The following is a 24,838-nucleotide window of genomic DNA, read 5'->3' as shown; positions in this document are numbered from 1 at the left end:
CGAGGCCGGCGACACGGGCGCCCGGTCGGGCGTACGAGCGGCGCCGGTGAGAATCCGAAGAGCGGCCGGTGAGAATCCGAAGAGCGGCCGGAGAGCGGCCGGAGAGCGGCCGGATCGCGGCCGATCGGCGGCTGATGAGCCGTCAGCGTGCTGTAGGTGAGCCGCCGTTGGGAAAGGACTGTCCCCGAGCGGGGTACCGGGCATGCCCCGGAACGGGGGACTGCCCAGTCGCGCAGGGCCGGAACTACCGTCGGAGCGCGCGCGGGTGGCCGCCTTGCGACGGTTGTCGGCCGCCACCCGTGGTGGCCGCCGCCCGGCCGCCGCGGCTGTCACCGGCGCGCTCCGTGGCCCGTCCTCGTCGGCTTTCGCTAGGAGCCCTTCGCCGTGAACAGCGGTCTTCTCACCATGCCCGCGGTCCGTGCCGGTGCCGCCGCACCCCGACCTCCCGAAGCAGCACTGACCTGGACCGACCCCGTCACGGGACGCCAGGGCTTCCTCGTCGTCGACCGGCTCGTCCGGGGCCTGGCCAGCGGCGGCCTGCGGATGCGCGAAGGCTGCCGTTACGACGAGGTCAGGGAACTCGCGGCGGCGATGAGCGTGAAGGAGGCGCTGCACTACGACCCCGCGGGCCGCTACCTCCCCATGGGCGGTGCCAAGGGCGGGATCGACTGTGACCCGCTCAGCAGCGAGGCACGCGGTGTGCTCTCCCGGTTCCTCGCGTTCATCCGGCCCTACGTGGCGAACAACTGGGCGACCGGCGACGACCTCGGCACCACCACGGAACTCATCGACGAGGTGCTCGGCGAGCTGGGCGTGGACGGCTGCATCGCCCCGGTCGTGCGCACCCTCGACGACCCCGCGGCGGCACGGAAGCGATTCGCCGAGGCGTTCTCCGTCGAGGTCGACGGCATCGGACTCGCCGAACTCGTGGGCGGCTGCGGGGTCGCGGAGGCCGCCCTCACGCTCCTGGACCGGGACGGGATCCCCCGGTCCTCCGCCACCGCCGTCGTCCAGGGCTTCGGGGCCATGGGCGGTGCCACCGCACGGTACCTGCACGCGGCGGGCGTCCGGGTGGTCGGCGTCTCCGACGTCCACGGCACCGTCGCCAACCCGCGCGGCCTCGCCGTCGAGGACATGCTGCGCCACCGCCGGGCGTTCGGAACCGTCGACCGGGGCCGGCTCGGTCCCGACGACGTCCTGCTGGAACGCGACGCCTGCCTGGCACTCGAAGCCGATGTGCTGGTCCCGGCCGCGACCTCCTACAGCATCAACGGCGCCAACCAGGACCGCGTCGCCGCCCGGTACATCGTGGAGGCGGCGAACCTCCCCGTCACGGCCGACGCGGAGGAACGGCTGCTGCGCCGCGGCTGCGTCGTCGTCCCCGACGTCGTCGCCAACTCCGGGACCAACGCCTGGTGGTGGTGGGTGCTCTACGGAGACGTCGCACCGGACGCGGCGGCCTCCCTGGCCAAGGTGCGGGCGGCGCTGCGCGCCCTGGTGACCGAGACCCTGCGGCTCGCCGAGGACGCGGTCTGCACGCCCCGCGAGGCCGCCCGTCATCTGGCCGATGCCAGACGGGACTTCCTCCTCAGCCGGCCGGGTGCCTGATGATCACCACACTGCTGGCCGCGGTCGCGGCGGCGGGATGGGGAGCCGCGGACTACTGCGGAGCCCGCGCGTCGCGGACCATGCCCGCCGGACGGGTCGTCCTCCTCTCCCAGGTGCTGTCCCTCCCGGTGCTCGCCGGCTGGCTGGCGGCGACCGCCGACCACGGACCCGACCTGACCGCCCTCGCCTGGGGATGCGGGGCCGGAGCCTTCGGAGTGCTGGGCCTGGTGCTGCTCTACCGCACGCTCGCGGCCGAGGGGATCGTGCTCGTCGCCCCGGTCACGGCGGTCACGGCGGCCGTCGTACCCCTGGCGGCCGGACTGGCCCTCGAGTCGGCCCCCGGGCCGTTCGCGCTGGGCGGCGTCTGCTGCGCGCTGCTGTCGATCGCGCTGGTGAGCCTGGTGGGGCGGGTCCGGGAGGCCACCGTCGTGCTGCGCACCCTGCTCCTCGCCCTGGCGACGGGTGCCGCGCTCGGACTCCAGTTGGTGTTCATCTCCCATCCGGGACCGGACGCGGGACTGTGGCCGCTGGCCGGCGCCCGCGCGGTCTCCATCCTGTGCGTGACCCCGGGCGCCCTGCGCGCACGCCCGGAGACGGGCGGCACGTCCGTGCCCTGGCTGCCCGTCGTACTGGCCGGCGTCCTCGACACGGCGGCCTTCGCCTTCTGCCTGTTCGCCGCCGACCAGGGGCTGTTGAGCGTGGTCGGGTCGATCGTGTCGCTCTATCCGGCGGCCACCGTCGTCCTCGCGCTGGTCCTCGACGGCGAACGTGTGACGGCCCATCAGGCGCTCGGGCTCTTCCTGGGGGCCGGGGCACTGTTCCTCGTCACCGTGTAGCGCCACAGCGCCCCAGCGCCCGCGACCGGGAACACCACCGCCGCCACTTCACCGCCGGAAGAAGAGCAACCCGCATGAGCAACGAGCAGGAACAACAGCAACAGCATCAGGAACAGCAGGTGCTTCGGGCCGCCGACGATCTCGTCGCCGCCTTCGCCGAGGAGCGCCTGGACGACTACTTCTCCGCCTTCGCCCCCGACGCGACCTTCGTCTTCCACACCACCGACCGGCGCATCGAGTCCGTCGCCGAGTACCGGCGGGTCTGGGCCCGTTGGGCGGCCGACGACGACTTCCATGTGCTGAAGTGCCGCTCCTCCGACCGTAGGGTCCAACTCCTCGACGGCACCGCGGTGTTCACCCACACCGTGGAGACGGACGTCTCGACGCGCACCGGCACCGGCACCCTCCACGAGCGGGAGACCGTCGTCTTCCGCCGCGCCGCCGACGGCCGTTGGCTCGCCGTGCACGAACACCTGTCACCGGCCCTCCCCTTCCCGCCCGACCCGCCCGACCCGGCCGGGCCGCCCCGTCCGCTCGGGTGAGCGGGAACACCGGCACCCGCGGCGAACCGATCTTGGCGGCCGTCCGTAGCTGTAGACGAGGCCGGAGCCGGTGAACCGAGGGACGGAAGCCGTCCGCCGACGTACGTCCGGTACGTCCGGGAAGGGCATGCCGTCACGGAAGGAGCAGTTCATGTCCCGCTGGGGGACCCTCTTCACGCGCCTGGCACCGGGCCGGGGCGAGCAGCCCGGCAGCGCGCCGGGAGAGCTCGACACGCCCGTCCTCGTCGACGAGTACGACGGACTGACCCTGCTGCGCGCCACCGAACGGGCCGTCCCCGGACCGGAGGACGCGGCGGAACTCGCCCGGTCCCTGGGCGCCGAAGCGGGGCAGACCGTCGCCACCGTCGTCGTCGGCGTCGACGGCGCGGTGCCGCCCGTGCTGTGGACCCGGCTGGGAGACGTCCTCGACGCGCTCCGGGACAACGGGACGACGACCGTCCGCCTGGTGGTCTCCGGCGCGGGGCGCGGCACCGCGGACCGGCCCGCCCTGGCCCAACGCATCGCCGACGCCTGGGGGTTGGGCGTGATCGCGCCCGCGGGCAGCGCTCTGCTCGTCCCCGGCGGGACCCTCTTCGTCCCCGACGCGCCCGAGCCGTCCGGCGGCTGGCAGCTCTTTCAGCCCGGCACGGAGCCGACGCCGCTCGGGGCGCGTCACCCCACCCCCGGCTGGCAGACCGCCTTCGCGGCGCTCCCCGAACACACCGTTGCCGGACACGCCGTCCGCCCCATCCCCGCCGGCCTCCTGCTCCAGCCCCCGGGCACGCCGCCGCCCGTCCCCGGCGACCTGTGCTACGCGGTGCCCGTCGACCCCGCCCACCCCACCGTGCTGGTCGGCGTGCCCGGCCCCGGCGGCGGTGCCCGGATCCCGGCCGACGACCTGGCCGCGCTGCTCACCGCGCTGCCGCCGGCGGTGCGCGACGACATCCGCGTGGCGCCCGGCGCCGAGGGCGACCTGTTCCCCGTCGTCCAGCAGGTCACCGGCGCGCTGGACATCGAGATCGAGGTACTCACCGGGCCGCCGCTCGCGGTCCGCGCCGAGACACCGGCCGACGCGGACCTCGCCGCCGGGCCCGTCCTCGTCGACGGCACCGGCCGGCCGACCTGGCGGCCCTACGTCGAAGCGGTGATGTGCCGCCCCGTTCACTCCGGCGACTCCGGTGACGACGTGGAGGTCTCCGAGGCCACCTCGACCACCGGTCCCCGGCTGCTGCGCTGGCGTTCCCCGGTGCCCGGCGCCCAGCTCCAGGACGCCGGCATGGTCCGGCTGTCGGAGCGCTGGCAGCTCACCATGACCCGGTCGGGACTCGCCCTCGGACCTGCCGACCAGCCCCTGCCGATCGCTGAACGCCCGGTGCTCGCGGACCAACTCGCCGTCGAGATCGCCCCGTCGGACCAGCCGCTCGACGAGTCCTGCTGGGCCGCCCTCTCGCACGTGCTCGACTACCTCGACCCCGAGGCACGCGAGTTCGCCGTCCTGCACGCGCCCGGCCGCACGGCCGGGGAGAGCCGCATGCTGCGCCGGCTCGCCGTGCAGCACGGAGTCCGGATGCTGTGGCCGCCGACCGCCGGCGCCGACCCGGAGGCCCTGCCCGAACCGGCCGCCGCCGCACAGTCCCCGGCGACCGCCGGGGAAGCACCGGCCCCGGACGGGTTCTCCGTCTACCGCGAACGGATCGGCGGCATCGTGCAGGCCGCGAACAGCGGCCGGTACGACGACGCCACGACCCTCGCCACGGCACTCGAACGCGAGGCGTTCACCGCCCACGGCTCGGAACACCCGACGTCCCTGCAGATCCGCCAGATCAGGGCCCACGTGATGCGGCTGGCCGGGCACAACGCCCTCGCGGCCGACCTCTACCGGCGCGTCGCGTTCAGCCTGCTGGTCACCGCCGGCCTGGACAGCGTCGACGCCGAGCAGGCCGCCGCCAACGCGGACGCCTGCTGGCGGGACACCGCCGACATCGCGCTGGCCCTGCGCATCGCGCCGTCGATCATCTCCCTGCGGGAGAAGGTGCCGGGCCCGGACGGCCGCCTGCTGCGGGCCGCGGAACGCTACCGGGACCAGTTGGAGTCGGCCCACGCCACCCCGCACACGCCGCACCTGCCGTCGGCCGTACCGGTCCCGATGACACCCCCACCGCCGGCCGACAGCCACCGGACCCCGCCGGCCCTCACCGGCCCACGGCCGTCCCGGACGGCCACCGAGCCGCGAACTCCCGCGGCTGCCGCCGAGCCCCGGACGGCTCCGGCCACCGACGGGGATCGGCCGCTTGCGGCTGCCGGCGAGCCGCGAACGGCTCCGGCCGCCGACGGGCACCGGTTGCCCGCGGCTGCCGCTGAGTCCTGGACACCTCCGGCCACCCACGGGGATCGGCCGGCTCCGGCTCGGGCTGCGGCTGCCGCTGAGTCGCGGACGGCTCCGGCGGCGGGCGGGGCGCGGACATCCCGGGTCGGCGTCGAGTCGCGCACGCCCTCGGCCGTCGGCCCCGCCGTAGCCCCCGTCCCTGTCGCCGCTGCCGTCGCCCCCGCTCCTGTCGCCCCCGCCGCGCCCCGCGTGCGGCGGTCGTCCGCGCAGCGGGAACTCGTGCCGGTGGTGCCGTCCGGGCAGACGAGGGCCACCGGCGTTCTCCCGCCGCAGCCGTCGGCTTTCGGGAACGCCGACGAACCCGTGGCCGCCACCTCGTGCTCGGCTGTGGCGGGGCGTTCCTGATGCGGCACGGACCCGGGACGGAAGGGCGCCGTGAGGGCGGACGCCCGTACCCGCGGCGCCACCCTCGCGTCCGCCGCACCCTCCCGTCGACCCGAAAGTGAGCGGGGATGGCACAGGCAACCTCCAGGGGAACCGGCGTGGACGACGGGGCGGTACGTGTCGAGGAGCACGACTGCCTGCTGGTGCTCCGTTCCGGCGTCTCCGGGCCCGTGGACGACGTCGACGACCTCGCCCGTGTGCTGCGCTGGGCGGGCGACCGGACGGTCACGCTGGTCTCCGATCCGCAGACCATGGCCCGGGCGGACTTCCGGCCCCGGCTCGGCGGAGTGCTCGACGCGCTGCGCGGAGCCGGCCACACCGCCGTACGGCTGGCGATGGCGGGCGCGGGCGAGGAGCGGCCCGGCCGCCCGGCGTTGGCCCGGCGCGTCGCCGACAGCTGGGCCGTGACTGTGGAGGCCCCCACCGCCGGGGTGCACCTGGTGCCGGGTGCCTCGCTGTACGCCCCCGGCGGATGGCTGGGGTTCGCCCCCGGTCTCGCCCCGGTGCTGCTCGGCGCGCGGTGCCCGAGGCCCGCGTGGGAGGCCGCACTGGACGCCGTTCCCGGGTACACGGCCGGCGGACAGGTGATCGAGCGGATCCCCGCAGGACTGCTGCTGCGGCCCGCGCAGGCACCCGCGACCGTACCGGGCGATCTCCACCACACCGTTCCGCTCGACCCCCGCCGGCTCACCGTGGTCGTGGGCGGCCCGCCGGGGGACGAGGCATCCGCGGACGACATCGGCGCCGTGCTGTCCGCGCTGCCCGAGCCGGTGCGTGACGCCGTACGGCTGGCACCCTGCGGTCCCCGGGATCTGCTGCCGCCGGCCCAGCGACTGGCCGACCGGTTCGGCGTCCCCGTGCTGGCCGCGACCGGGCTGCCGCTGCTGACCGAGGGTCCGTCCGGCGGCGCCCGCGCGGTCCGGTCCGTCGTGATCGGGACGGACGGCGCGCCCGGCTGGGTGCCGTTCGTCAACGCCGTCGAGTGCCGGCCCGGACAGGAGCCCCGGATGCTGGGCTGTGCGGCACCGCTGCACGGCCCGGACGATCCGCCCGACGGAGCGGTCCGGCTCACCGACCGCTGGCAGGTCACGGTGACCCGGGCCGGGCTGTGGGTCGGCGAGCACGGTACCGGCCGCCCGGGTGCGGGGCTCGCGGTCGGCCCGACGGGACCGGTCGTGGAGGCCGGGGTCCCGGGGGAGCGGCCCGACCCCTCGCTGTGGCCGGCGCTGGACCGCCTGCTCGGTGCGCTGCCGCCGCAGACGCGTGCGAACGCCACGCTCCAGGTGCACGGTTCCGCACCGGACGACGCCGACGCCCTGCGCGAGCTGACGGCCCGCCACGGCCTGCGCGCCCAGGCCCCGACCGGAGGGGCCCAGCTCGTCCCGTACCCGCGGGTCCCGGTCGCCGCACCCGCACCGGCCGTGCCCCGCACCGTGGCGGATCCACTGGCCGTACCCGATCTCGCCGACGCGTGGGAGCACCTCATCGGGGGGCGGGCGGAGACCGCCGCCCCCAGGGAACCGCTGATCCCGGACCCGCCCGCCGGGCCCGACCTCGACGAGGCGTGGGAGCACCTGAGCCGGCGCCCCACGCCGAACACCACCCCGGTGCCGGAGGCCTCGGAGACGTCGGGCGCCTCGAACCGGCCGACGTCCCGGCCGCGACCGTCCCACCCGGACGCCACCCGGCCGACGGGGCCGGCGCCCGCCCGGTCCGCCTTCCGGGCCGGCCACCGCAGCGGTCCCGCGGAGCACGCGGCGCTGCGGCTGCTCGCGGGCCCGGCCTGGGAGCGGCACGCGCCCGCCGTCGCCCGTGCGCTCGCCCGGCTGCCGGCCATGTCCGACGGGGAACGGGCAGCAGCCGAGGCGGATCTGACGGCGGTTCTCCTCCACCTCGACGACGCGGGCGGACTGCTGGACCACCACGCGGTCGCCGCGGCCTGCCAGGGGCGCGACGACCGGCTCCTGCCGTTCGCCTCCTGTCTGGTGTCCGGGCTGCGCCGGCTGCCGACGCACCGCGGCGCGGTCCTGCGCGGCGCGGGTTCCGCGCTGCCGCAGGCGGAGGACCCGGAGACCGATCCGCTCCGCCCCGGCACCGTGCTCCGGGACCGCGCCCCGCTCAGCGGCGTGCGCGCGGCCGCGGGAGCGACCTGGCCGCGCGGCCCGCGCTATGCAATCTGGTCGGTCACCGGCCGGCTAGCCCGGCCGCTGTTCGCCGACCCCGACCGGCCGGAGCAGGGACCGGAAGCGGTGGTCCCGGAAGTGGTGTTCGCCCCCGGCACACCCTTCATGGTCCTCGACGTACGACGCGGCGGCCCGTCCCCGGTGGTCCTGCTGCGCGAACTGCCCGCCTCGGGCGGGGCGCCGGCGTCCGCACCGGGCCGGGACGCGGACGCCGAACTCGGCGGTGCCGACCGTGCCGCGCTCGCCGGCCTGGACGAGGTACTCCGCGTCCGGAGCGCCCAGAACGGCGGCGGAGGCTGGCCGGAGCGCTGCGCGGGCCCGGTGGGCGAGGGCCCCTAAGAACGCCTGACAGAATGGCGCATCTTGCCTTGGAATGCCGGCCTCTGATGGCGCGTCAGCCTTCATGCGGGGAGGGGTGAGTAGCTTCCGTGGGTCGTCTCCGATGAGCTGTGCGCGCGGATCGAGCCGTTGCCGCCGGTTGTACCGCGCCGGCCCGATCATCCGGCCCGCAGGCATCTGGAATTCCGCAAGGTGCTGTCGGGCAACCGGTGACGCATCCGCCGGGAAATCCGCGTCATGGCACTCCCTCTGCGTGCCCAACGGCGATCGGCCACCATGGTGTTGTGATGGCCGATCGGCTTCGAGCGGCTCAGTTGAAGCCGACGCTCCAACGCTGGGCGGTCGTGCCGTTGCAGGTGGCGACCTGGATCGCGACTTGGGCACCGGTGCCGTTGGGCTCATCGATGCAGAAGTTGTTCTCGCGGAAGTGCACATGGGTGCTCAGGGCGACGTCGGTGTTGGGCAGCGGGTGCGTCGACGTCCACTCGGCGTTGCTGACGGTGGTTCCCCCGGGCACCTGGCACTCGCCCAGGATGAGTTTCGAACCGGTGGTGGGGGTGTCGGTGTTGAGGAAGATACATTCGCCGCTGGGGCCGATGAACCGGTAGTGGTTGCTGCTGTCCACGGGGTTGTCGACCCAGCCCTGGATGCTGCTGCCGTTGCAGGGTGCCTGGATGATGGGCGCGCTGTCGGTCAGGCTCGTCGGCTGGAGGCACATGGCGGGCGTGTGGAAGTTGTTGCGAATCTCGTGGAAAGCGCCCGGAAAGTGCGGGACCACAACGGACGTGGACGTGGTGTGTGCGCCGGCCTCGGTGGACATCGCCATACCCCCGGCCGAGGCCAGGGCCAGCGCGGCCGTTGCGTGGGCGAAGGTTCTTGCGAAGGCTTTCACTGCTGCTGTGCTCCTTTTCGAGAGGTTTGTTCGGTGCGATTCTGTGCCGGAGCGGGACGCCCACCCGAGGTGTTGTTCCACTGTGGAAGGACCTCTTGACCGGGCCGAACCACCGGGGTCGAACCCGCAAGCTGTCGTCGACCGACTACTGCGGACGCACCTTTGCCTGCACACTGGTAGGCCATGGAGCTGGACTTAACGGGGGTACGGAGCTTCGTGGTTCTCGCACGCACCCGGAACTTCACGTCGGCGGCGCGCGAGCTGCGCATCTCGCCCGCAGGCCTGACCAAACGTATCCAGTCGCTGGAGCGGCAGTTGGGAACGGCGCTGGTCGAGCGGGACCAGGGCGGGGTCAGCGGCCTCACGCACCAGGGGGCGTTGCTGGCGACGAGCGCGCCGACGCTGCTCGGCCTCGCCGACACCATCCGCACGGCAGTCCACACCGCGACCCCGGAGACGCTGCGCATCGGCGTGGAGGGCTTCGGCCGCTCCCCCGAGCTGGACGCGAGGGTCCGTACGGCGACCGCGGCGCTGCGCGTCATGCATCCGCGGGCGTCGGTCTCGATGTGGGGGCTGGGCTATGTGCACCCGGTGACGGCACTGCGGTCCAGCTCATGCGATCTGGTCTTCAGCCCGATGCCGGCCCACGATCCCGGCCTCGCGTCAGCACGGCTCTGGCCTCTCAGGCGGATCGGCGTGGTGTCCGGGCGCCATCGGCTCGCCGCCTGGGACACGGTCGACGTCGAGACGTTCGCGGCCGAGCCGACGTTGCACGCGCACCTGATGGAGCCGAGGTTCGCGTCGCTGTGGGTACTGGGCGACGTGCGGTCGCTGGACGGCGCCCGGATCGAGCTGGTCGCGCCGCGGGTACTCGACGACATCATGACGCGCCTGGAGGCCGGCCGTGAGGTACTCGCGCTGCACGCCGCGGCCCAGGCACAGCTACCGCCCGGCATTCGCTCACTGAGGCTCGCCGGAGCGCCCACCGCCTGGTACCACCTGCTCTGGCAGCGCTCGCGGCACAGCGCGCTGGCTCGCACGTTCCTGCAAATAGTCGATCACGGCTGCAGGGTCGGCAACCAAGGCAGGAACGTCGACGTCGATCACTGGAGAGATCGCCCGACGGACGACGACCCAAGTAGAGCGCCATCTTAGGCTCCGCCCGTCCCCCCCCCGTCCCGCTCCGCCTCCTCCCGCTCCCACGTCCTCATGCGCGAGACCTCACAGGTCAAAGCCATCCTGGAACACATTCGAGCAGGGGGCACCCCCATGACGCCGCGAGCTGATCGGACGCCTCTTTTGCCCGGAGCTCCAACAAGGGTTAACACAATGCAACGGACGGCCATCAGAGCCACTTGCCCTGCACGACGGTGAGCAGTCTCTCCGACGTGTGGCGCCCTGGGCCGACTTCAAGCGGTCTGAACCGATCGGCCGGTGGGCTGGGCAGGCAGCACAGCGTCAGCGCCGCCTGGATCTGCATGCCTGCTCGTCAACTGCGCCCAGAAGTAAAGAGATTGGCTCACTCAACAGCGTGTAGTGTCCCGTTGCGTGCTGGCTGAGCAACGACACCAATTCATCCTGCGGTCCCTGCGTTCCGGCGGCACCGCCTCCGTGGCCGACCTCGCCGAGCAACTCGACGCCAGCGCGGCAACTATCCGCCGGGACCTCCTCAAACTGGAGGCGGACGGGCTGATCACCCGCGTCCACGGCGGAGCAGTCATCGAGGACGATCAACCGCCCTTCAACGAGGCCGCCGAAGTTCAGGTGGCAGAGAAGGACGCCATCGCAGCCCGAGCAGCCGCACTGGTCGAGGACGGCCAGTCGGTCATTCTCGACAGCGGCACAACCGTCCACCGGCTGGCACTCCAACTGCGCGGTCGCCGAATCACCGTGATCACCAACAACCTTGCGGTGTATGAGGAACTCATCGCGGACGAGAACGTCGACCTGATGCTGCTGGGCGGCATGGTCATCCGTGAGTCACGCATGCTGGACGGCTTCATGGCCGAGGACAACCTCCGCCAGGTTCACGCCGACTGGCTCTTCATGGGTGCTTGCGGCCTCCGGTCCGGGGGTCAGGTCATGGACACCACAGTGGCTGAGGTGCCCGCCCGCCGCGCCATGATCGCTGCTAGCGACAAGGTGGTCCTCTTGGCCGACAGGACTAAGTTTCCCGGAGCCGGCATGGTGAAGATCTGCGGTCCCGAGGACCTGGACATGATCATCACCAATGCCCCCGATGATGACGCGACCTGCGTGGCCCTGCGGGAAGCCGGCGTAAGGGTCGTGCCGACAGCGTCGGCCACAATCGACGGCCAACAAAGCACGCTGCATTGCCGGTAGGCGATGAGGCAGCAGGCAAGCTTGAGGAACGCCTCGTGGATGTCAGCCCGTCGCTCCCAGCGGATCCGCAGGCGCAGGAAGCCGTACAGCCACGCAAAACTCCGCTCGATCACCCAGCGGTAGACGCCAAGTCCGGTTCCGTGCCGGGTGCCGCGGCGTGCGATCGCGGGCACGATGCCACGATCGCGTACCTGATCGCGGTAGACGTCGTGATCGTAGCCTTGGTCGGCAAACAGAGAGTCCGGTCTACGGCGTGGACGGCCGACCCTGCCGCGGACCGGCGGGATCGCGTTGAGCAGTGGCAGCAGCCGCGTGACGTCGTTGCGGTTGCCGCCGGTCAGCGGCACCGCAAGCGGAGTGGCGTGCCCATCGGTGATCAGATGTTGCTTGGAGCCGGCCCGACCTCGGTCAACCGGAGAGGGGACCGTGTGGCTCCCCCTTTCAGGGCCCGGACGTGGGACGAGTCGACTACACGCCGAGACCAGTCCAGCCGCGAGGCCGCGTTGAGCTCGGCGAGCAGGACTTCATGGAGCCGCTGCCACACGCCGGCATCGTTCCAGTCGCGCAGCCGCCGCCAACACGTCATGCCCGAGCCGAACCCCAGTTCCTGCGGCAGGTACTCCCACTGGATCCCGGTGTGCAGCACATGGAGTATCCCGCACAGCACCTCCCGGTCCGGCAGAGGAGGTTTGCGACCCGGATAGCGGAAGCGCCGCTCGCGCTGCGGCAGCAGCGGCTCCAGGTGATCCCACAGCTCATCCGACACGATCCACGGCGATATCCCCACACCGGAGCCAACGCTCAACTCCCACCCTGGACACTGCAACCAGGTGCGATCCACTTCATTGTGTTAGCCGCGGTTGGAGGACACGACTCGTCCTGGATGGTCAATTCCAGGGGTGGCTGCGGAGGGTGTGGGGGTGGGTGGTCAGGCGTCGGGGTCGACTTCGGGGTGCGTGAAACGCACGGGCTTGCCCAGCGACCGGGCGTAGGCGATTTCGGCTCGGGTGCTGTCTCCGATGTAGTCGCCGACTATGAGTACCTCGTCAGCGAGCCGGATCTTCGCTCGGTGCAGGCCGTCGAGTCGAACCTTCAGCGCTTGGGCCTCGGCAGGATCGGACCAGAGTTCGTGCGGCGACTTCATGTCGAGACCCGGCTTGACGACAATCTTTCCGGCTTTGGTCTCCCGCAGATCGGCCTCATTCATCTCGGTCATGAAGCGTGTGGAGCCGCAGATCACGACGATACGCGGGAGGCTCAGCTGCTTCTTTGCTTCGGCGAGTTTCTTCTCGGGGGTGAGCGGTTGCGGGGACGGCACTGGTTCCTCCTGGCGATGTGGTCCAAGGGGTGCCTGCAGAGACGAGAACGAGGCCGTCCCAAAACGTTTTGTTGCGAACGACGTGGACACCCTCGCGACGGAACTCTATGCGGCGACCGGCGACATGCTGAGAGAGGACCCCGATCTGGCGCCGTGGCGGGAACTGCCCGAACCGTACGGGTCTTGTCGGACGGTCTACGAGCGCTTCGCGCGATGGGAGAAGAAGGACGGGACCTGGGCGAAGCTGCTGGCACATGTCCAGGTTCACAACGACGCCGTGGGGGAGGTGGAAGGGCCCGTTTCGGTGGACTCCACGATCAACCGCGCCCATCAGTACGGGGCCGGTGCTCGTAACAGGCGGATTCGGAACGCTCGACGGCGCGGCAGGCCCCCGGTCGGTCCCGGGGCGGGCTGACGGTCAAGGTCCACCTGACCGTCGACGGCCGTGGCCTCCCGCTCGCCCCGGCCCGCACGTCGGCCGTCAACGACGCCACCATGTCGTGGCGGACAAGGCGCACTCGTCCTGGGCCGTTCGGGCGCGCTGCAGGCGGCGCGGCGTCGCCGCCACCGTCCTGGAACGTCGAGACCGGCAGGCCGATCGGCTCCGCCAGGGCTCCCGAGGGGACCGTCCGCCGACCGGCTCAAGCAGTTCCGCACCATCGCGCCCCGCTTCGACAAGCTCGCCACCCGCTAACGGGCCGGACTCGAACTCGCCTCGCTCGTCCTCTGGCTCCGCCAACCAGCATCGTGATCATTGCCAGACACGGCCCAGGGGCTGGCTCAGGGGCTGACCCGAGGGCGGCCGGCCCCCTTTCCCTCCTTGCTGACGATCCGTCAAGTCCCCTGGCATGCACGGGCGCGGGGACGCCGTTCGCCGTCCGAAGGGGACACCGGAAAGGGGATCTGCCCGCCTCACGTCCACCGCTGCGACGCTTACCGGGCCGGTATTACGCCACCCGGAGAGGAGCAGTACGGTGACCGATTTCAAGGTGACACCGGAGCAGATCTCGATGGCCGCAGCGGCCTGTGACACCAAGGCGGGCGAGATCGACGGCCAGTTGGCGAACCTCAAGAACTACGTGGCCAACATGGAGGCCTCGTGGCAGGGCATCGCCCAGGACACCTTCCAGGCCCTCATGCAGGAGTACGACATCTACTCCCGCATGCTCCACGACGCGCTCACCGACATCGCCGGCGGCCTGCGCGGAAACTACGTCAACTACGGCGACGCCGAGCAGCAGAACATCAACTCGATCAACACCATCGAGGCCGGCCTCTCCAACGCCAACCTCGGCTGACGCCCCGTCACCACCGCCGACCCGGCACAGCACCCAGCACACCAGGGAGTGATCATGGCAGGAAACATCGACGGCGCGAACCTCGTGGTCAGGCCGGAACTCGCCCAGGCGGGCAAGGACATCAACGGCATGGCCCAGACCATCGCGGACGAACTGAGGGACCTCAAGAACCAGCTCCAGCCGGTCCTCGCCGGCGGCGACTGGACCGGTGACGCACAGCGGTACTTCGAGGGCCTGGAAGCGGAGTGGAACTACGCCGCGAACGGGCTCTTCGGTCCGGACGGTGTGCTCGGCGAGGTCGCCAACGCGATGCACGTCAACTGGAACAACTACTCCGAGGCCGAGTGGGCCAACGGCCGCACCTGGCAGCACCGCTGACCCGCCGTCCCCGTGGCGCAACGCCCCCGCATCCCCTGAGGAATCGTCATCGTGGATGAGCACTGCCGTATCACCGTCGTCGGCGAGCGCCGGAAGGTGGACCTCGCGGTCCCGGCCGGCGCCCCGATCGTGAGCTATGCCGACACCCTGGCCCGCCTGTGCGACCAGCGGGAGTCCGACATCATGCCGGCGGCCTGGACCCTGGGCGCGGCGACCGGGAGTGCCTTCGCCCCCGAGTGGTCGCTCGCCGAACTGGGCGTCACCGACGGGCAGGTCCTCTACCTGCGCGACGCCACCGCCGACGAACTCGACGACCCGGTCGTGCACGACGTCGCCGAACGGGTCGCCGACGTCTCCGGGGGCGTCCTGGACCGCCGGTGGGAGGCCCGCTCCCGCACGTACGCCCTGACCGCGCTCGCCCTGGGATGGCTCGTCGCCACGCTTGCCGTGCTCGCCGTCCGGCACCGGCCCGGCACGGGCGTCCTCCTCGATCTCGCGCTCGCCGCCGGGCTCGCCCTGCCCGTCCTGGCCTGGGTCGCGACGGAGCGCACCTGGCCCGTCCCGGCCGCCCTGCGGATGACGATGGGCCTGTGCGCGGTGCCCGCGCTGGCCCTGTGCGCCTGGTCCGCCGCCCTGGGCCAGGGCACCGAACGGCTGGGCCTCGCGGGGATCATGACCAGGACCGGGCTGGCCGTGGCGGCCCTCGCCGTGGGCGCGCTGCTCGGCGCCTTCCTCGCCGCCCTGGCGGCGCCCGCGGTCACCACCTCCGCCACCCTCTTCACGGCCGTCGTCGCGGCCGCCCTCGGCATCGGCCTCGCCGCACTGCGGGCGAGCGGCGTCCAGGCGGCCTCCGTCGTCGCCGTCGTCGCCTTCGCCCTGCTCACCGTCGTGCCGTCGGCCGTCAGCGGCACGGTGGCCTTCACCTGGCGGCGGGTGCGGATGCGGGTGCAGGAGGAGCCCCGCGACGACGAGGTCGCCGACGCCGTACGCGCCGCGACCGTCCTGCTGGTGACCTGGAGCGCCGCCCTGAGCGTGGTCCTCGGCGGCGCGGTGGTGGTCATGGCCGCCTCCGCCTCCCCGTACGCCGACCTCGCGGCCGGACTGCTGGGGCTCGCGGTCCTGCTGCGCGCCGGATCGGCCCGGCTGGTCGCCGAGGTGGTACCGCTGCTGCTGGCCGGTACGGCCGGACTCTTCACACTGCTCGTCACCGGCCCCGAGCGGTTCGGCTCGGCGGGCTGGGTCGGGCCCGTCTGCAGCGCCCTGGGCGCGGCCGTGCTCCTGGTCTACGGATTCCGGCGCATGATGCGGCGCCCGGACCTGCCGGCGACGGCCCGGCCCCGCTGGCTGACCGGATTCGGTTCGGTACTGGCCGGGGGCAGCGTCGCCCTCGCGGTGGCGACGTTCGGCGCGTTCGGCTCGATCGTCGGTCTGGGACACCACATCTGACGAGACGTCACCGCCGTCGGCAACAGGCGTGACCGCCGGCCCGCACAGGTGCTGTGCGGGCCGGCGGTCACGACAGGAAGGGCGCGCGATGTCAGGCGGCGGAGGAGTAGCCGGCCGCGAGAACGGGGCTGCGGAACTCGTCGTCCTGGAGCAGCCCGAGTTCGATCGCCTTCCGGGTGAGATCCGCCTTGTTGCGGACGTTCAGCTTGTTCCGGATCCGCTTCACATAGGTGCTGACCGTGGCCTCCGTCAGCCCCATCCGACGGGCGATCTGACCGTGCGTCAGCCCTGTGGCCAGCAGCCGCAGCGCCTCCCGCTCCCGGTGCGCGAGCGCCGGGGCGGGGGTGCCGACGGGCTGCCGCAGCTCGTGGTGGAGCCGGCCGGCGAGGCCGGGCGCCACATGCAGACCGCCCAGCGCCACGGTCTCGACCGCGCGCAGCAACTCCTGCTCGCCCGCCTGCTTGCCGACACAGCCGTACGCCCCGGCGCGCAGCGCGTCGGTCACCGGCTGCCAGCCCGCGAGGTCGGCGACCACCAGCACCCGGCCGCGCTGGGTGAGCGCGGCCACGGTCCTGGCGAGCGACGGCCCGGGCTGCTGCGGGGCCCCGTAGACGATGACGTCCAGGCGCTGCGCCGCCGACTCCGGCAGCTCCGCCGGATCCGCGGCCAGCGCGACCACCCGCAGCAACGCGCTGCCGGAGAGCAGGGTCTCCAGACCCAGGCGCACCAGACTGTGCTGCTCGACAACGGCGATCTGAGCAATCTGGGGGGACATCGGGCTCCTGCCAATTCTCGGTTTCGGGGAGTTCCTGAGTACGAACGTAGCCTCCGCGTCAGCCCCCAACCCCGCCCCGGGACCCGTGAGAGAAAACACGTGAACCTGCCCATGACCTCGTACGTAACTCAAGTCGGGTGCCCTGCGGCCGAGTAGCCCACTCGTGCGCCCGCGCCGCGGCCATTCGTCCCGCCATCCCTTTCCCAGGATTATTCAGAAACTCAACAACGAGGGGTGCTTTCCCGCATGATTGAAGAGGACTGGCGTGAGTTCTCCTCCGCATTCGCCGAATCCGTAAGGCCCGAGGACCCGCGCGGCCGGACCGGCAAACGCATGCTCGTGGTGAGCGTCTCCACGCTCCTCGCCGTCGCCCTCGGCGCGCTGGTCTACGGCGCGCTCGGCGGCCCGGCGTTCGCACTGCCCAGCGAGGTCAAGCCGATCGCCCCCAGCCCGGACGCCACGCCCTACCAGGCCGGCGGCCAGAGCTCCGGACAGACCTGGAAGGCCATCGCCGGCCCCGACTGCGCGGCCAGCAGCGACGGTTCGACCAGCTTCGCCGCCTACGGCTACGCCACCGGCACCGACGCCGACGGCACCGCGGCCTGGACCCAGTCGGACAGCGGCGGCTACACCGGCGAGGCATGCACCGGCGGCTACCTCTCCATGCCGGTCTCCGGCAAGGCCGACGGCTACGACGCCACCCGCTACGCCCTGTGGAAGTACGACTTCAGCTCCCACTTCACGGTCGCCTCCTGCCGGGTCTCCAGCTACGTGCCCGTCAACTCCTCCCGCACCCGGGTCGGCGGCTCACCCGCCTACTTCTACTACTACGACGACGACTACACCCCCGCCGCCCCCGCCACCAGCGCCGACAGCGAGCCCAAGCCGCTCGGCGGCTTCCTCGTCGACCAGGTAGGCAAGACCCACCAGGGCCGCTGGTACACCTCGCCCGCGTTCACCGTGCGGACCGGCCGGGTCACCGTCAAGCTCGTGGACGCCGGTGCCGAGCGCACCGACGCGGCCGACGGCGTCCATGTCGCCGCCGCGCAGCTGCGCCTGACCTGCACCTCGACATGAGCGCCGGACTCCGCGTCGCGCCCCGTGGCTGGGGCACGTTCAAGACCATCGTCGCCGCGGTCCGCGAGGCCCCGGCGGGCGCGGTGATCTCCGTCCAGCCCGGCACCTACACCGAGAGCGTCGTCCTGGACCGGGACATCACCCTCGCCGCCGAGAAAGGCCGCGGCACGGTACGGCTCACCGCCGGACCCCACGGACCCGCGCTCACCGTGCAGAGTCCCGGCGGCCGGGTCCAGGGCCTGGTCCTCGAAGGCCGTGGCAAGGAACCGGCCGTCCTGGTCACCGCGGGCGCGGTGGAGATCGACGGCTGCGAGATCACCGGCGGCGGCGTCCAGGTCACCGGCACCGCCACCCCCGTCCTGCGGGACTGCGAACTCCACCACACCGGGGACATCGGGCTCTACCTCGGCGGCGACAGCCGGGCCGTGGTCGAGAACACCGGCATCAGCGACGTGGACGCCGTCGGCATCCTGGTCGATCACGGCGCGGCCCCCACCCTCACCCGGGTCTCGGTGACCCGCACCGGAGGCCACGGCATCCGCATCACCGGCGCGGCCCGCGCCGCCCTGGAACTGTGCGCGGTCACCCACACCGGCGCCGCCGCGGTCGCCGTGGACGACAGCGCCCGGCCCGTGCTGCGCACCTGCCGGATCGGGGACAGCGAGGCCGGGGGAGTCGTCATCACCGGCGACGCCGGGGCCGACGCCGCCCCCGACGACGACGCGGCCGGTGAAGCACCGTCCGCCGGCGGCGAGTTCGGGGTCGCCCTGCGCGGCTGCGAGATCGCCCGCACCGGCCGGGACGGCGTCCACGTCACCGGCCGGGCCGTCGCCTCCCTCGTCGACTGCCGGGTCAGCGACGTCCGCGCGGCCGGCGTCGTCGCCACCGGCTCCGGCCGGCTCCGGCTGCACGACACCACCACCACCGACACCGCCGGCTCCGGTCTCGCGGCCGGCGGCGAGGCACAGGTGGAGGTACGCGGCGGAGCCTTCACCCGCTCCGGCGCCAACGGCGTCTACGCCTCCGACACCGCCCGCCTCACCCTCGTCGACTGCGCCGTCACCGTCTCCGCCTTCACCGGGGTCCACGCCGGCGACGGCAGCCGGGTCACGGTCCACGACAGCCGCGTCCAGGGCACTCCGGAACACGGCCTGCGCAGCGTGGACCAGGCCCTGCTCACCCTCACCGACACGAAGATCGACGACACCGAGCTGTGCGGCATCGAGGTGGACGGCGGCGACCTGTCCGCCCGCGGCTGCCGCATCACCAAGGCCGCCACCGGCATCGGCCTGCGCACCGACCACCGTCCGCTCGTCGACGACTGCTCCATCAGCTCCTGCTCCGGCGTCGGCATCGACATCGGCGCCGGCACCGCCGCACTCGTCGTCGACACCCGCGTCACCGGCACCGGCGCGGCCGGCGTCTTCGTCCGCGAGGGCGCCGCCGCCTGGCTCACCGACTGCTCCGTCACCGACACCAAGGGCACCGGCCTCGTGGTCCAGGCGAAGGCCAGGCCCCGGGTCCGCGGCACCACCGTCACCGGCACCGCGAAGAACGGCCTCTACATCGCCGACAACGCCGCGGGACGCTTCGAGGACTGCGACATCAGCGCCACCGGCTTCCCCGCCGTCTACGTCGGCAAGGAGGCGACCCCGCTGCTGCGCGGCTGCCGTATCCACGACACCGACGAGGACCTCAAACTCGCCGACGGCGCCGCCCCCACCATCGAGCGCTGCCGCGTCGACGACGTGAAGATCAGCACGATGCCGGAGGAGGCACTGGGCGGTGACCCACTGCCCGCACCGGCCGGCGCCGGCGCGCTCGCGGTGACACCGGGCGGGCAGCCCGCCGGCTCCTCGACGGCATCCGCTCCAGGCACCGGCACCCGGCAGTCCCGGGCCGAGAGCCTCTCCGAGGTGCTGGCCGAACTCGACGACCTGATCGGCCTGGAGAGCGTCAAACAGGACGTCAGCACCATGGTCAAGGTCATGCAGCTGGTCCGCCAGCGCACCGAGGCGGGGCTCGCCGCCCCGCCGCTCAGCCGCCACCTGGTCTTCGCCGGCAACCCCGGCACCGGCAAGACGACGGTGGCCCGCCTGTACAGCCGGGTCCTCGCCGCCCTCGGCCTGCTCTCCCGCGGCCACCTGGTCGAGGCCGACCGGGCGTCCCTGGTCGGCGAGTACGTCGGCCACACCGCGCCCAAGACCACCGCCGTCTTCAAACGGGCCCTCGGCGGCGTCCTGTTCATCGACGAGGCGTACGCCCTCACCCCCGCCGGACAGGGCAACGACTACGGCCGCGAGGCCATCGCCACCCTCGTCAAACTCATGGAGGACCACCGCGACGACGTCGTCGTCATCGTGGCCGGCTACCCCGACGAGATGGAACGCTTCGTCGACATCAACCCCGGCCTGGCCTCGCGCTTCACCCGTACCCTGATGTTCGACGACTACGGCAGCGAAGAGCTGGGCCGGATCGTCGAGTTCCACGCGGCCAAGCACGAATACGAACTCCCGAAGGACACCCGCGAGGCCCTGCTCGGCTACTTCGGCGACCTGGTCCGCGACGACCGCTTCGGCAACGGCCGCACCGCCCGCCAGATCTTCCAGCGCATGACGGAACGGCACGCCCAGCGGGTCGTGGAACTGGTGGAGCCGACCACGGAGGACCTGGTGACCCTGCTCCCCGACGACCTGCCGACCGTCGCCGTGGAGTGAGGCGACGGCAGGAGGCAGCACACGGGGGTACACGGAACGGCGCCCGGCCGAGAAACTCCGGCCGGGCGCCGCATGCGCTCCGCTCGTCAGACCGCCGAGGGCGTATCCGCGTCGCTGCCCTGCACCGCCGACTGGGCGGACGGATCCATGGACGACTTCGCGTCCGTCTGCGCGTAGGTCTGGCCGGCGTTGTTCAGCAACGCGGTGAAGGTGCCCATCAGTTCGATGCCACCGGCACCGTCCTGCATGACCTTCGTCAGCTGCGGGTTGATCGCCTCGGCGAACTGGGCTCCGCTTTCCGCGAGTTCGTCCTTGTGCCACATCGGGGTGCCGTGCGGGCCGGAGTTCTCGAAGTGACCGTTGTCCTGGCCGAACAGGGTGTCATCGTGGATGGCGGCCTGCACCTTGGTCCGCAGCGCTTCGTACGCGCTCGTCACGTTCGAGACGGCGTCGAGGAAAGTCCCCTCCGCGGCTCGCAGGGCGCCCAGGTCGATCGAGAAGGCGTTGGTGTCCGGAAGGGGCGGCGGGCCGTCCGATCCGCCGCTCGACTCGGTGGGTACCAGGTCGGGAGCCGTGGTGTAGGCCATGCTCAGCTTCGGCATGGTGACCATCGGGTCGGGCGGGTCGTCGGAGTCCGAGTCGTCGGGCTTGTTGGTCGTCGCCGTGACCCCGTAGATCTCGGCGTATTGTTCGGCGGCGTCCTCCTCGTCGCCGTGATCGCTCGCGTCCGGGTCTACGTTCGGTACCCAGGGGTCGCTCTGGTATTTCGATGCGTGCGGGCTTACGTCGTCGCTGTCGCTGTCGCCCATGAGATACCCCGCTTCTTCGGTCATCGGCCTTCCTATCGACCTGTCCATGGTGCCGGGATATCGAGCGCCGCTCGACGTCCCCGTTCCAGGACCTCCCCATGTCAGGAAGAAGGATCTGGGAAATCCCCTGCCGCCCCACGACTCTTAACGTGCGGACACATATGAGGTCGCCGGCGGGGCGGGGAAAGGAGACGGGGCGAGATGGCGAACGCGCACACCGACGGCGAGGCGTTGATTCCCCTGAACCAGGGGCTGTTCGAGCCCGCGACGGCATCGACGGACCAGGACGCCGCCGCTCCGGCACCGGATACACAGAGCTCCACTCCGGCGGAACCGGCGGCCGACGCTCACGGCTCCGTTTCCGGCGAGGTTGGTCAATCACCGGACGACGGTTCGTTGGTTCACCTGGACAGGGAATTCTTCAGCCGGACGACGGGGGAGCCGCATGCGAGGCCCCATGACGGCCACGGCCACGGAGTCCCCGAGGGACATGAGGACCATGCGGGCCACATGCCGGCGGAGCACGCGGACACCGGCGACACGCAATTCACCGTCCAGGCGCCCCCCTCGCACGGGGACGCCGCCGAGCCCCATCCGTCCGCTGCCCCGACCACACCCGCGTCGACACCATCGGCAGAGGCAGAACCGGGCGCACCGAACACCCCCACGGACGCTGGCGACTCAAACCCCGGGCAGACCCCGTCGAACGACCAGAACCTCACCGAACGGACCGTCGACGACCAGCACCTGCTGGGCAACGACACCCAGGACGGCGGCTGGATCTCCCAGGACGGCACGGTTTACGTCTCCAGCGACGGCACGGTGGAGCATGGTCTGACGGCGCCCGACGGCGTGTTTCTGGCGAATGGCGAAGTGCGGCAGATCGATGGTGACCCGGTCTACGGGACTCGTTTGGATGACGGGTCGTTTCTGTCCGAAGACGGAAAGACCATGGTCACTCCCGGCGGCGTGGTCGAGCTCGGGCAGACGACTCCGGATGGGCAGTTCGTCACGGAACGGGCCGTTGACGGCCAGGATTTGTGGGGCTCTGATACCCAGGACGGCGGCTGGATCTCCCAGGACGGCACGGTTTACGTCTCCGGCGACGGCACGGTGCAGCATGGTCTGACGGCGCCCGATGGTTCGTTTTTGGCGAACGGTGAAGTTCAGCAGATTGATGGACAGGCCGTATACGGCAGTCGTTTGGACGACGGGTCGTTCTTGTCGGAGGACGGGACGACCATGGTGACTGCTGGTGGTGCAGTCGAGCATGGGGAGGTCTCGTCCGACGGGCAGTTTCTGACGGAGCGGACTGTTGATGGTCGGGCGATGTGGGGTTCGGATACGCAGGATGGGGGGTGGGTTTCGCAGGACGGGACGGTTTATGTCTCGAGTGATGGTTCGGTGGAGCATGGTTTGACGGCGCCTGATGGTTCGTTTTTGGCGAATGGTGAGGTGCAGCAGGTTGATGGTGAGACGGTTTACGGGTCGCGTTTGGATGATGGGTCGTTTCTGTCGGAGGACGGGACGACGATGGTCACCGCCGATGGTGTGGTGGAGCATGGGGAGATCTCGTCCGGCGGGCAGTTCCTCACCGAGCGCACTGTCGACGGCCAGGAGCTGCTCGGCTCCGACACCCAGGACGGTGGGTGGATTTCCGAGGACGGGACCGTATATGTCTCGGCGGACGGAGAGGTCGAGTACGGGCAGACCTCGTCCGACGGATCGTTCGTGGCGGCCGGAGACACGTCGGGCGGGGACGGCACGACGACGGCCGCGGCGGACGACGGTACGACGACGACGGTCCCGGACGACGGCACAGCGACCGTCTCGGATGACGGCACGACGTCCACGGTCTCGGATGACGGCACGACGTCCACGGTCCCGGACGACGGCACGACCACCGTCTCGGACGACGGCACCGTAGCCGACGGGACGACCACGTCGGGCGTGGTGGACTCCTCCGGCGGGACCACCTCCGAGGAGTCCGAGGAGTCCGAGGAGTCGGCGTCGGATTCTTCGGGACTGACCTCGCGGACCGTCGGCGGACAGACGTTGCTGGGGACGGCCACCCAGGACGGCGGGTGGATCTCGGAGGACGGGACCGTCTACGTCTCCCCGACGGGCGAGGTGGAGAACGGGCTGACCTCGCCGGACGGTACGTTCCTGCCGAACGGCGAGGCGCGTACCGTCAACGGGCAGCAGGTGTACGGAAGCGTCCTGAGCGACGGCACGTGGGTGTCGGAGGACGGGACCGTCGAGATCCAGCCCGACGGCACCGTCCTGAACGGACAGACCACGGCGGACGGGCAGTTCCTCGTCTCGCGGGACGTCGACGGGCAGACGCTGCTGGGGACCGCCACCCAGGACGGCGGCTGGATCTCCCAGGACGGGACCGTCTACGTAGCGGCGGACGGCGAGGTCGAGCACGGCATCAGCACCCCGGACGGCAGCTTCCTGAAGGACGGGGTGACCAAGACCCTCCCCGACGGCACCGTCCTCTACGGCTACATGTCGGGCGGCGACTTCTACTCGTCCGACGGGACCACCGTCGTCCTGGCGGACGGCACCGTGCTCACCGGCAACCTCGACACCGGGACCGGCATCTTCACCGCCTCCGACGGCTCCACCTACCTCGTCACCGACGACGGAGTCGACAGCGCCACCCTGCAGAGCGACGGCTCCTACCTGCTCGCCGACGGCTCGACGGTGATGACCCCCGGGGCCTGGGCCGTCGACATCGGTCAGCTGGGGGAGTCCATCACGCTCGTCCGGAACCGGTCCGGTGTGATCGAGGACAACATCAACGCCGTCCAGGACCAGTATCGCGTCATCGAAGACGCCTGGAACGGCCCCGCCGGCAATTCGTTCACCGATGTCTCCACCCAGCTCAGCAAAGTCATGACGGACCTCCAGGATCTCCTCACCGACATGATCGAGCGCATGATGACCAGCAAGGAGAACTACATCTCCGCCGAGACCGCCAACATCGCGAATTCACAGGGCTCCTGAGGAGGCGTCAGCAATGCCGAACATCCCCCACGACTACAACGCCGTCACGCTCTCGGTGGATCCGAACAGTCTCACTGCCGCGTGCGACCAACTGAACTCGGCCGGCCAGAACATCAGCGACGCGCTCGCCGACATCATGAACTCCCTGAGCGAACTGCGGCTTGCGTGGACCGGGGACTCGGCGGACGTCGCCGACGACTTCAACACACGCTGGACGAATGTGACGGAGCAGCTCTACGGCACCCAGGCGAATCCCTCCAAGGGCGTCCTCAACGTCCTGACCGCAGGCGTTTCCAAGGCCGCGCAGAACTACGCCAGCGGCGAGGGCGCCGTCAAGGCGATGTTCTGGAATTTCCACCACGGGATAACGCTGGGCAAGAGCGGCGGCTCGACGTCCTCCGGTGCCCCGAGCGACGTGGTGGACCAGCCGACCGGTACTCCGAACGAGAACTTCCACACCACCGCGGTAAACGAAACCGGATTCTGAGGTAGCCC

General features: G+C 71.6%; 18 protein-coding genes and 2 pseudogenes. 15 read left to right on the top strand and 5 right to left on the bottom strand.

What is annotated here, in order from left to right:
• Nucleotides 1-405 precede the first annotated feature (405 nt).
• The 5 genes from ACGF5O_RS41595 (at nucleotide 406) to ACGF5O_RS41575 (ending at nucleotide 8,278) form a co-directional block, all read left to right on the top strand.
• Nucleotides 406-1,608, top strand: coding sequence for a Glu/Leu/Phe/Val dehydrogenase dimerization domain-containing protein (locus ACGF5O_RS41595; protein WP_393815178.1), 1,203 nt, complete (start codon nucleotides 406-408; stop codon nucleotides 1,606-1,608).
• Nucleotides 1,608-2,444, top strand: coding sequence for an EamA family transporter (locus ACGF5O_RS41590; RefSeq protein ID WP_393815131.1), 837 nt, complete (start codon nucleotides 1,608-1,610; stop codon nucleotides 2,442-2,444). Before ACGF5O_RS41595 ends, ACGF5O_RS41590 begins: the two co-directional genes overlap by 1 nt.
• A 74-nt stretch (nucleotides 2,445-2,518) precedes the next feature.
• A complete protein-coding gene (locus tag ACGF5O_RS41585) occupies nucleotides 2,519-2,986 on the top strand; it encodes a nuclear transport factor 2 family protein (protein WP_393815130.1) in 468 nt (155 codons plus the stop codon).
• 151 nt (nucleotides 2,987-3,137) lie between these two features.
• Nucleotides 3,138-5,717 carry a hypothetical protein gene (locus ACGF5O_RS41580; RefSeq protein ID WP_393815129.1) on the top strand — a complete coding sequence of 860 codons (2,580 nt, stop codon included), beginning with the start codon at nucleotides 3,138-3,140 and terminating at the stop codon, nucleotides 5,715-5,717.
• Between the two features lie 107 nt (nucleotides 5,718-5,824).
• On the top strand, nucleotides 5,825-8,278 hold the full coding sequence (locus ACGF5O_RS41575) for a hypothetical protein (protein ID WP_393815128.1): 2,454 nt from the start codon (nucleotides 5,825-5,827) through the stop codon (nucleotides 8,276-8,278).
• A 310-nt stretch (nucleotides 8,279-8,588) separates the two neighbouring features.
• On the opposite strand, the gene ACGF5O_RS41570 is transcribed toward ACGF5O_RS41575, so the two are convergent.
• Complete coding sequence (locus ACGF5O_RS41570; RefSeq protein WP_393815127.1) at nucleotides 8,589-9,170, bottom strand: RICIN domain-containing protein; 582 nt, start codon at nucleotides 9,168-9,170, stop codon at nucleotides 8,589-8,591.
• Nucleotides 9,171-9,353: 183 nt separating this feature from the next.
• Here ACGF5O_RS41570 and ACGF5O_RS41565 point away from each other — a divergent pair, with 183 nt between their 5' ends.
• Both ACGF5O_RS41565 and ACGF5O_RS41560 read left to right on the top strand, forming a co-directional pair.
• Complete coding sequence (locus ACGF5O_RS41565; protein WP_393815126.1) at nucleotides 9,354-10,325, top strand: LysR family transcriptional regulator; 972 nt, start codon at nucleotides 9,354-9,356, stop codon at nucleotides 10,323-10,325.
• A 393-nt stretch (nucleotides 10,326-10,718) separates the two neighbouring features.
• Nucleotides 10,719-11,513: a DeoR/GlpR family DNA-binding transcription regulator gene (locus ACGF5O_RS41560; RefSeq protein ID WP_393815125.1), complete on the top strand. Its 795-nt coding sequence runs from the start codon at nucleotides 10,719-10,721 to the stop codon at nucleotides 11,511-11,513.
• Here ACGF5O_RS41560 and ACGF5O_RS41555 read toward each other — a convergent pair.
• Both ACGF5O_RS41555 and ACGF5O_RS41550 read right to left on the bottom strand, forming a co-directional pair.
• Nucleotides 11,504-12,294 (bottom strand): annotated as a pseudogene (locus tag ACGF5O_RS41555) (IS5 family transposase); the annotation flags it as partial. The gene ACGF5O_RS41560 and the pseudogene ACGF5O_RS41555 overlap by 10 nt on opposite strands.
• A 147-nt stretch (nucleotides 12,295-12,441) precedes the next feature.
• A complete protein-coding gene (locus ACGF5O_RS41550) occupies nucleotides 12,442-12,831 on the bottom strand; it encodes a hypothetical protein (protein ID WP_393815124.1) in 390 nt (129 codons plus the stop codon).
• 148 nt (nucleotides 12,832-12,979) lie between these two features.
• Between ACGF5O_RS41550 and ACGF5O_RS41545 the strand changes: the two are divergent.
• From ACGF5O_RS41545 to ACGF5O_RS41530, 4 genes and pseudogenes are all read left to right on the top strand, one after another.
• Nucleotides 12,980-13,522, top strand: a pseudogene (locus ACGF5O_RS41545) (IS5/IS1182 family transposase); the annotation flags it as partial.
• A gap of 283 nt (nucleotides 13,523-13,805) precedes the next feature.
• Nucleotides 13,806-14,129, top strand: a complete 324-nt coding sequence (locus ACGF5O_RS41540; protein WP_362587399.1) for a WXG100 family type VII secretion target — start codon at nucleotides 13,806-13,808, stop codon at nucleotides 14,127-14,129.
• 54 nt (nucleotides 14,130-14,183) lie between these two features.
• Nucleotides 14,184-14,507, top strand: a complete 324-nt coding sequence (locus tag ACGF5O_RS41535) for a WXG100 family type VII secretion target (RefSeq protein WP_362587402.1) — start codon at nucleotides 14,184-14,186, stop codon at nucleotides 14,505-14,507.
• Nucleotides 14,508-14,558: 51 nt separating this feature from the next.
• A complete protein-coding gene (locus ACGF5O_RS41530; protein ID WP_393815123.1) occupies nucleotides 14,559-15,953 on the top strand; it encodes an EsaB/YukD family protein in 1,395 nt (464 codons plus the stop codon).
• Nucleotides 15,954-16,044: 91 nt separating this feature from the next.
• On the opposite strand, the gene ACGF5O_RS41525 is transcribed toward ACGF5O_RS41530, so the two are convergent.
• Complete coding sequence (locus ACGF5O_RS41525) at nucleotides 16,045-16,728, bottom strand: LuxR C-terminal-related transcriptional regulator (RefSeq protein WP_393815122.1); 684 nt, start codon at nucleotides 16,726-16,728, stop codon at nucleotides 16,045-16,047.
• A 246-nt stretch (nucleotides 16,729-16,974) separates the two neighbouring features.
• On the opposite strand from ACGF5O_RS41525, the gene ACGF5O_RS41520 reads away from it, so the two are divergent.
• Together ACGF5O_RS41520 and ACGF5O_RS41515 are read left to right on the top strand one after the other, a co-directional pair.
• Nucleotides 16,975-17,805 carry a hypothetical protein gene (locus ACGF5O_RS41520; protein ID WP_393815121.1) on the top strand — a complete coding sequence of 277 codons (831 nt, stop codon included), beginning with the start codon at nucleotides 16,975-16,977 and terminating at the stop codon, nucleotides 17,803-17,805.
• Nucleotides 17,802-20,522: a right-handed parallel beta-helix repeat-containing protein gene (locus ACGF5O_RS41515; RefSeq protein ID WP_393815120.1), complete on the top strand. Its 2,721-nt coding sequence runs from the start codon at nucleotides 17,802-17,804 to the stop codon at nucleotides 20,520-20,522. Before ACGF5O_RS41520 ends, ACGF5O_RS41515 begins: the two co-directional genes overlap by 4 nt.
• Nucleotides 20,523-20,608: 86 nt before the next feature.
• Here ACGF5O_RS41515 and ACGF5O_RS41510 read toward each other — a convergent pair whose 3' ends face one another.
• A complete protein-coding gene (locus ACGF5O_RS41510) occupies nucleotides 20,609-21,355 on the bottom strand; it encodes a hypothetical protein (RefSeq protein ID WP_393815119.1) in 747 nt (248 codons plus the stop codon).
• 177 nt (nucleotides 21,356-21,532) lie between these two features.
• Between ACGF5O_RS41510 and ACGF5O_RS41505 the strand changes: the two genes are divergently transcribed.
• Together ACGF5O_RS41505 and ACGF5O_RS41500 are read left to right on the top strand one after the other, a co-directional pair.
• Nucleotides 21,533-24,343 (top strand): WXG100 family type VII secretion target, encoded by a 2,811-nt coding sequence (locus ACGF5O_RS41505; protein ID WP_393815118.1) that lies wholly within the window; start codon nucleotides 21,533-21,535, stop codon nucleotides 24,341-24,343.
• 13 nt (nucleotides 24,344-24,356) lie between these two features.
• Entirely contained in the window at nucleotides 24,357-24,830 is a 474-nt protein-coding gene (locus tag ACGF5O_RS41500; RefSeq protein WP_393815117.1) for a WXG100 family type VII secretion target, read from the top strand.
• Nucleotides 24,831-24,838: the final 8 nt, after the last annotated feature.

This window comes from Streptomyces sp. NPDC048291, from assembly GCF_043201715.1.
Taxonomy (GTDB): domain Bacteria; phylum Actinomycetota; class Actinomycetes; order Streptomycetales; family Streptomycetaceae; genus Streptomyces.
Note: the sequence above shows the minus strand (reverse complement) of the source record. Positions and strands in the feature narration are given on the sequence as shown.

Bases quoted from the DNA above. Each gene is read 5' to 3' on its own strand.
- ACGF5O_RS41595 (WP_393815178.1), top strand. From the start codon at position 406: ATGCCCGCGGTCCGTGCCGGTGCCGCCGCACCCCGACCTCCCGAAGCA.
- ACGF5O_RS41590 (WP_393815131.1), top strand. From the start codon at position 1,608: ATGATCACCACACTGCTGGCCGCGGTCGCGGCGGCGGGATGGGGAGCC.
- ACGF5O_RS41585 (WP_393815130.1), top strand. From the start codon at position 2,519: ATGAGCAACGAGCAGGAACAACAGCAACAGCATCAGGAACAGCAGGTG.
- ACGF5O_RS41580 (WP_393815129.1), top strand. From the start codon at position 3,138: ATGTCCCGCTGGGGGACCCTCTTCACGCGCCTGGCACCGGGCCGGGGC.
- ACGF5O_RS41575 (WP_393815128.1), top strand. From the start codon at position 5,825: ATGGCACAGGCAACCTCCAGGGGAACCGGCGTGGACGACGGGGCGGTA.
- ACGF5O_RS41565 (WP_393815126.1), top strand. From the start codon at position 9,354: ATGGAGCTGGACTTAACGGGGGTACGGAGCTTCGTGGTTCTCGCACGC.
- ACGF5O_RS41535 (WP_362587402.1), top strand. From the start codon at position 14,184: ATGGCAGGAAACATCGACGGCGCGAACCTCGTGGTCAGGCCGGAACTC.
- ACGF5O_RS41525 (WP_393815122.1), bottom strand. From the start codon at position 16,728: ATGTCCCCCCAGATTGCTCAGATCGCCGTTGTCGAGCAGCACAGTCTG.
- ACGF5O_RS41520 (WP_393815121.1), top strand. From the start codon at position 16,975: ATGATTGAAGAGGACTGGCGTGAGTTCTCCTCCGCATTCGCCGAATCC.
- ACGF5O_RS41515 (WP_393815120.1), top strand. From the start codon at position 17,802: ATGAGCGCCGGACTCCGCGTCGCGCCCCGTGGCTGGGGCACGTTCAAG.
- ACGF5O_RS41510 (WP_393815119.1), bottom strand. From the start codon at position 21,355: ATGACCGAAGAAGCGGGGTATCTCATGGGCGACAGCGACAGCGACGAC.
- ACGF5O_RS41505 (WP_393815118.1), top strand. From the start codon at position 21,533: ATGGCGAACGCGCACACCGACGGCGAGGCGTTGATTCCCCTGAACCAG.
- ACGF5O_RS41500 (WP_393815117.1), top strand. From the start codon at position 24,357: ATGCCGAACATCCCCCACGACTACAACGCCGTCACGCTCTCGGTGGAT.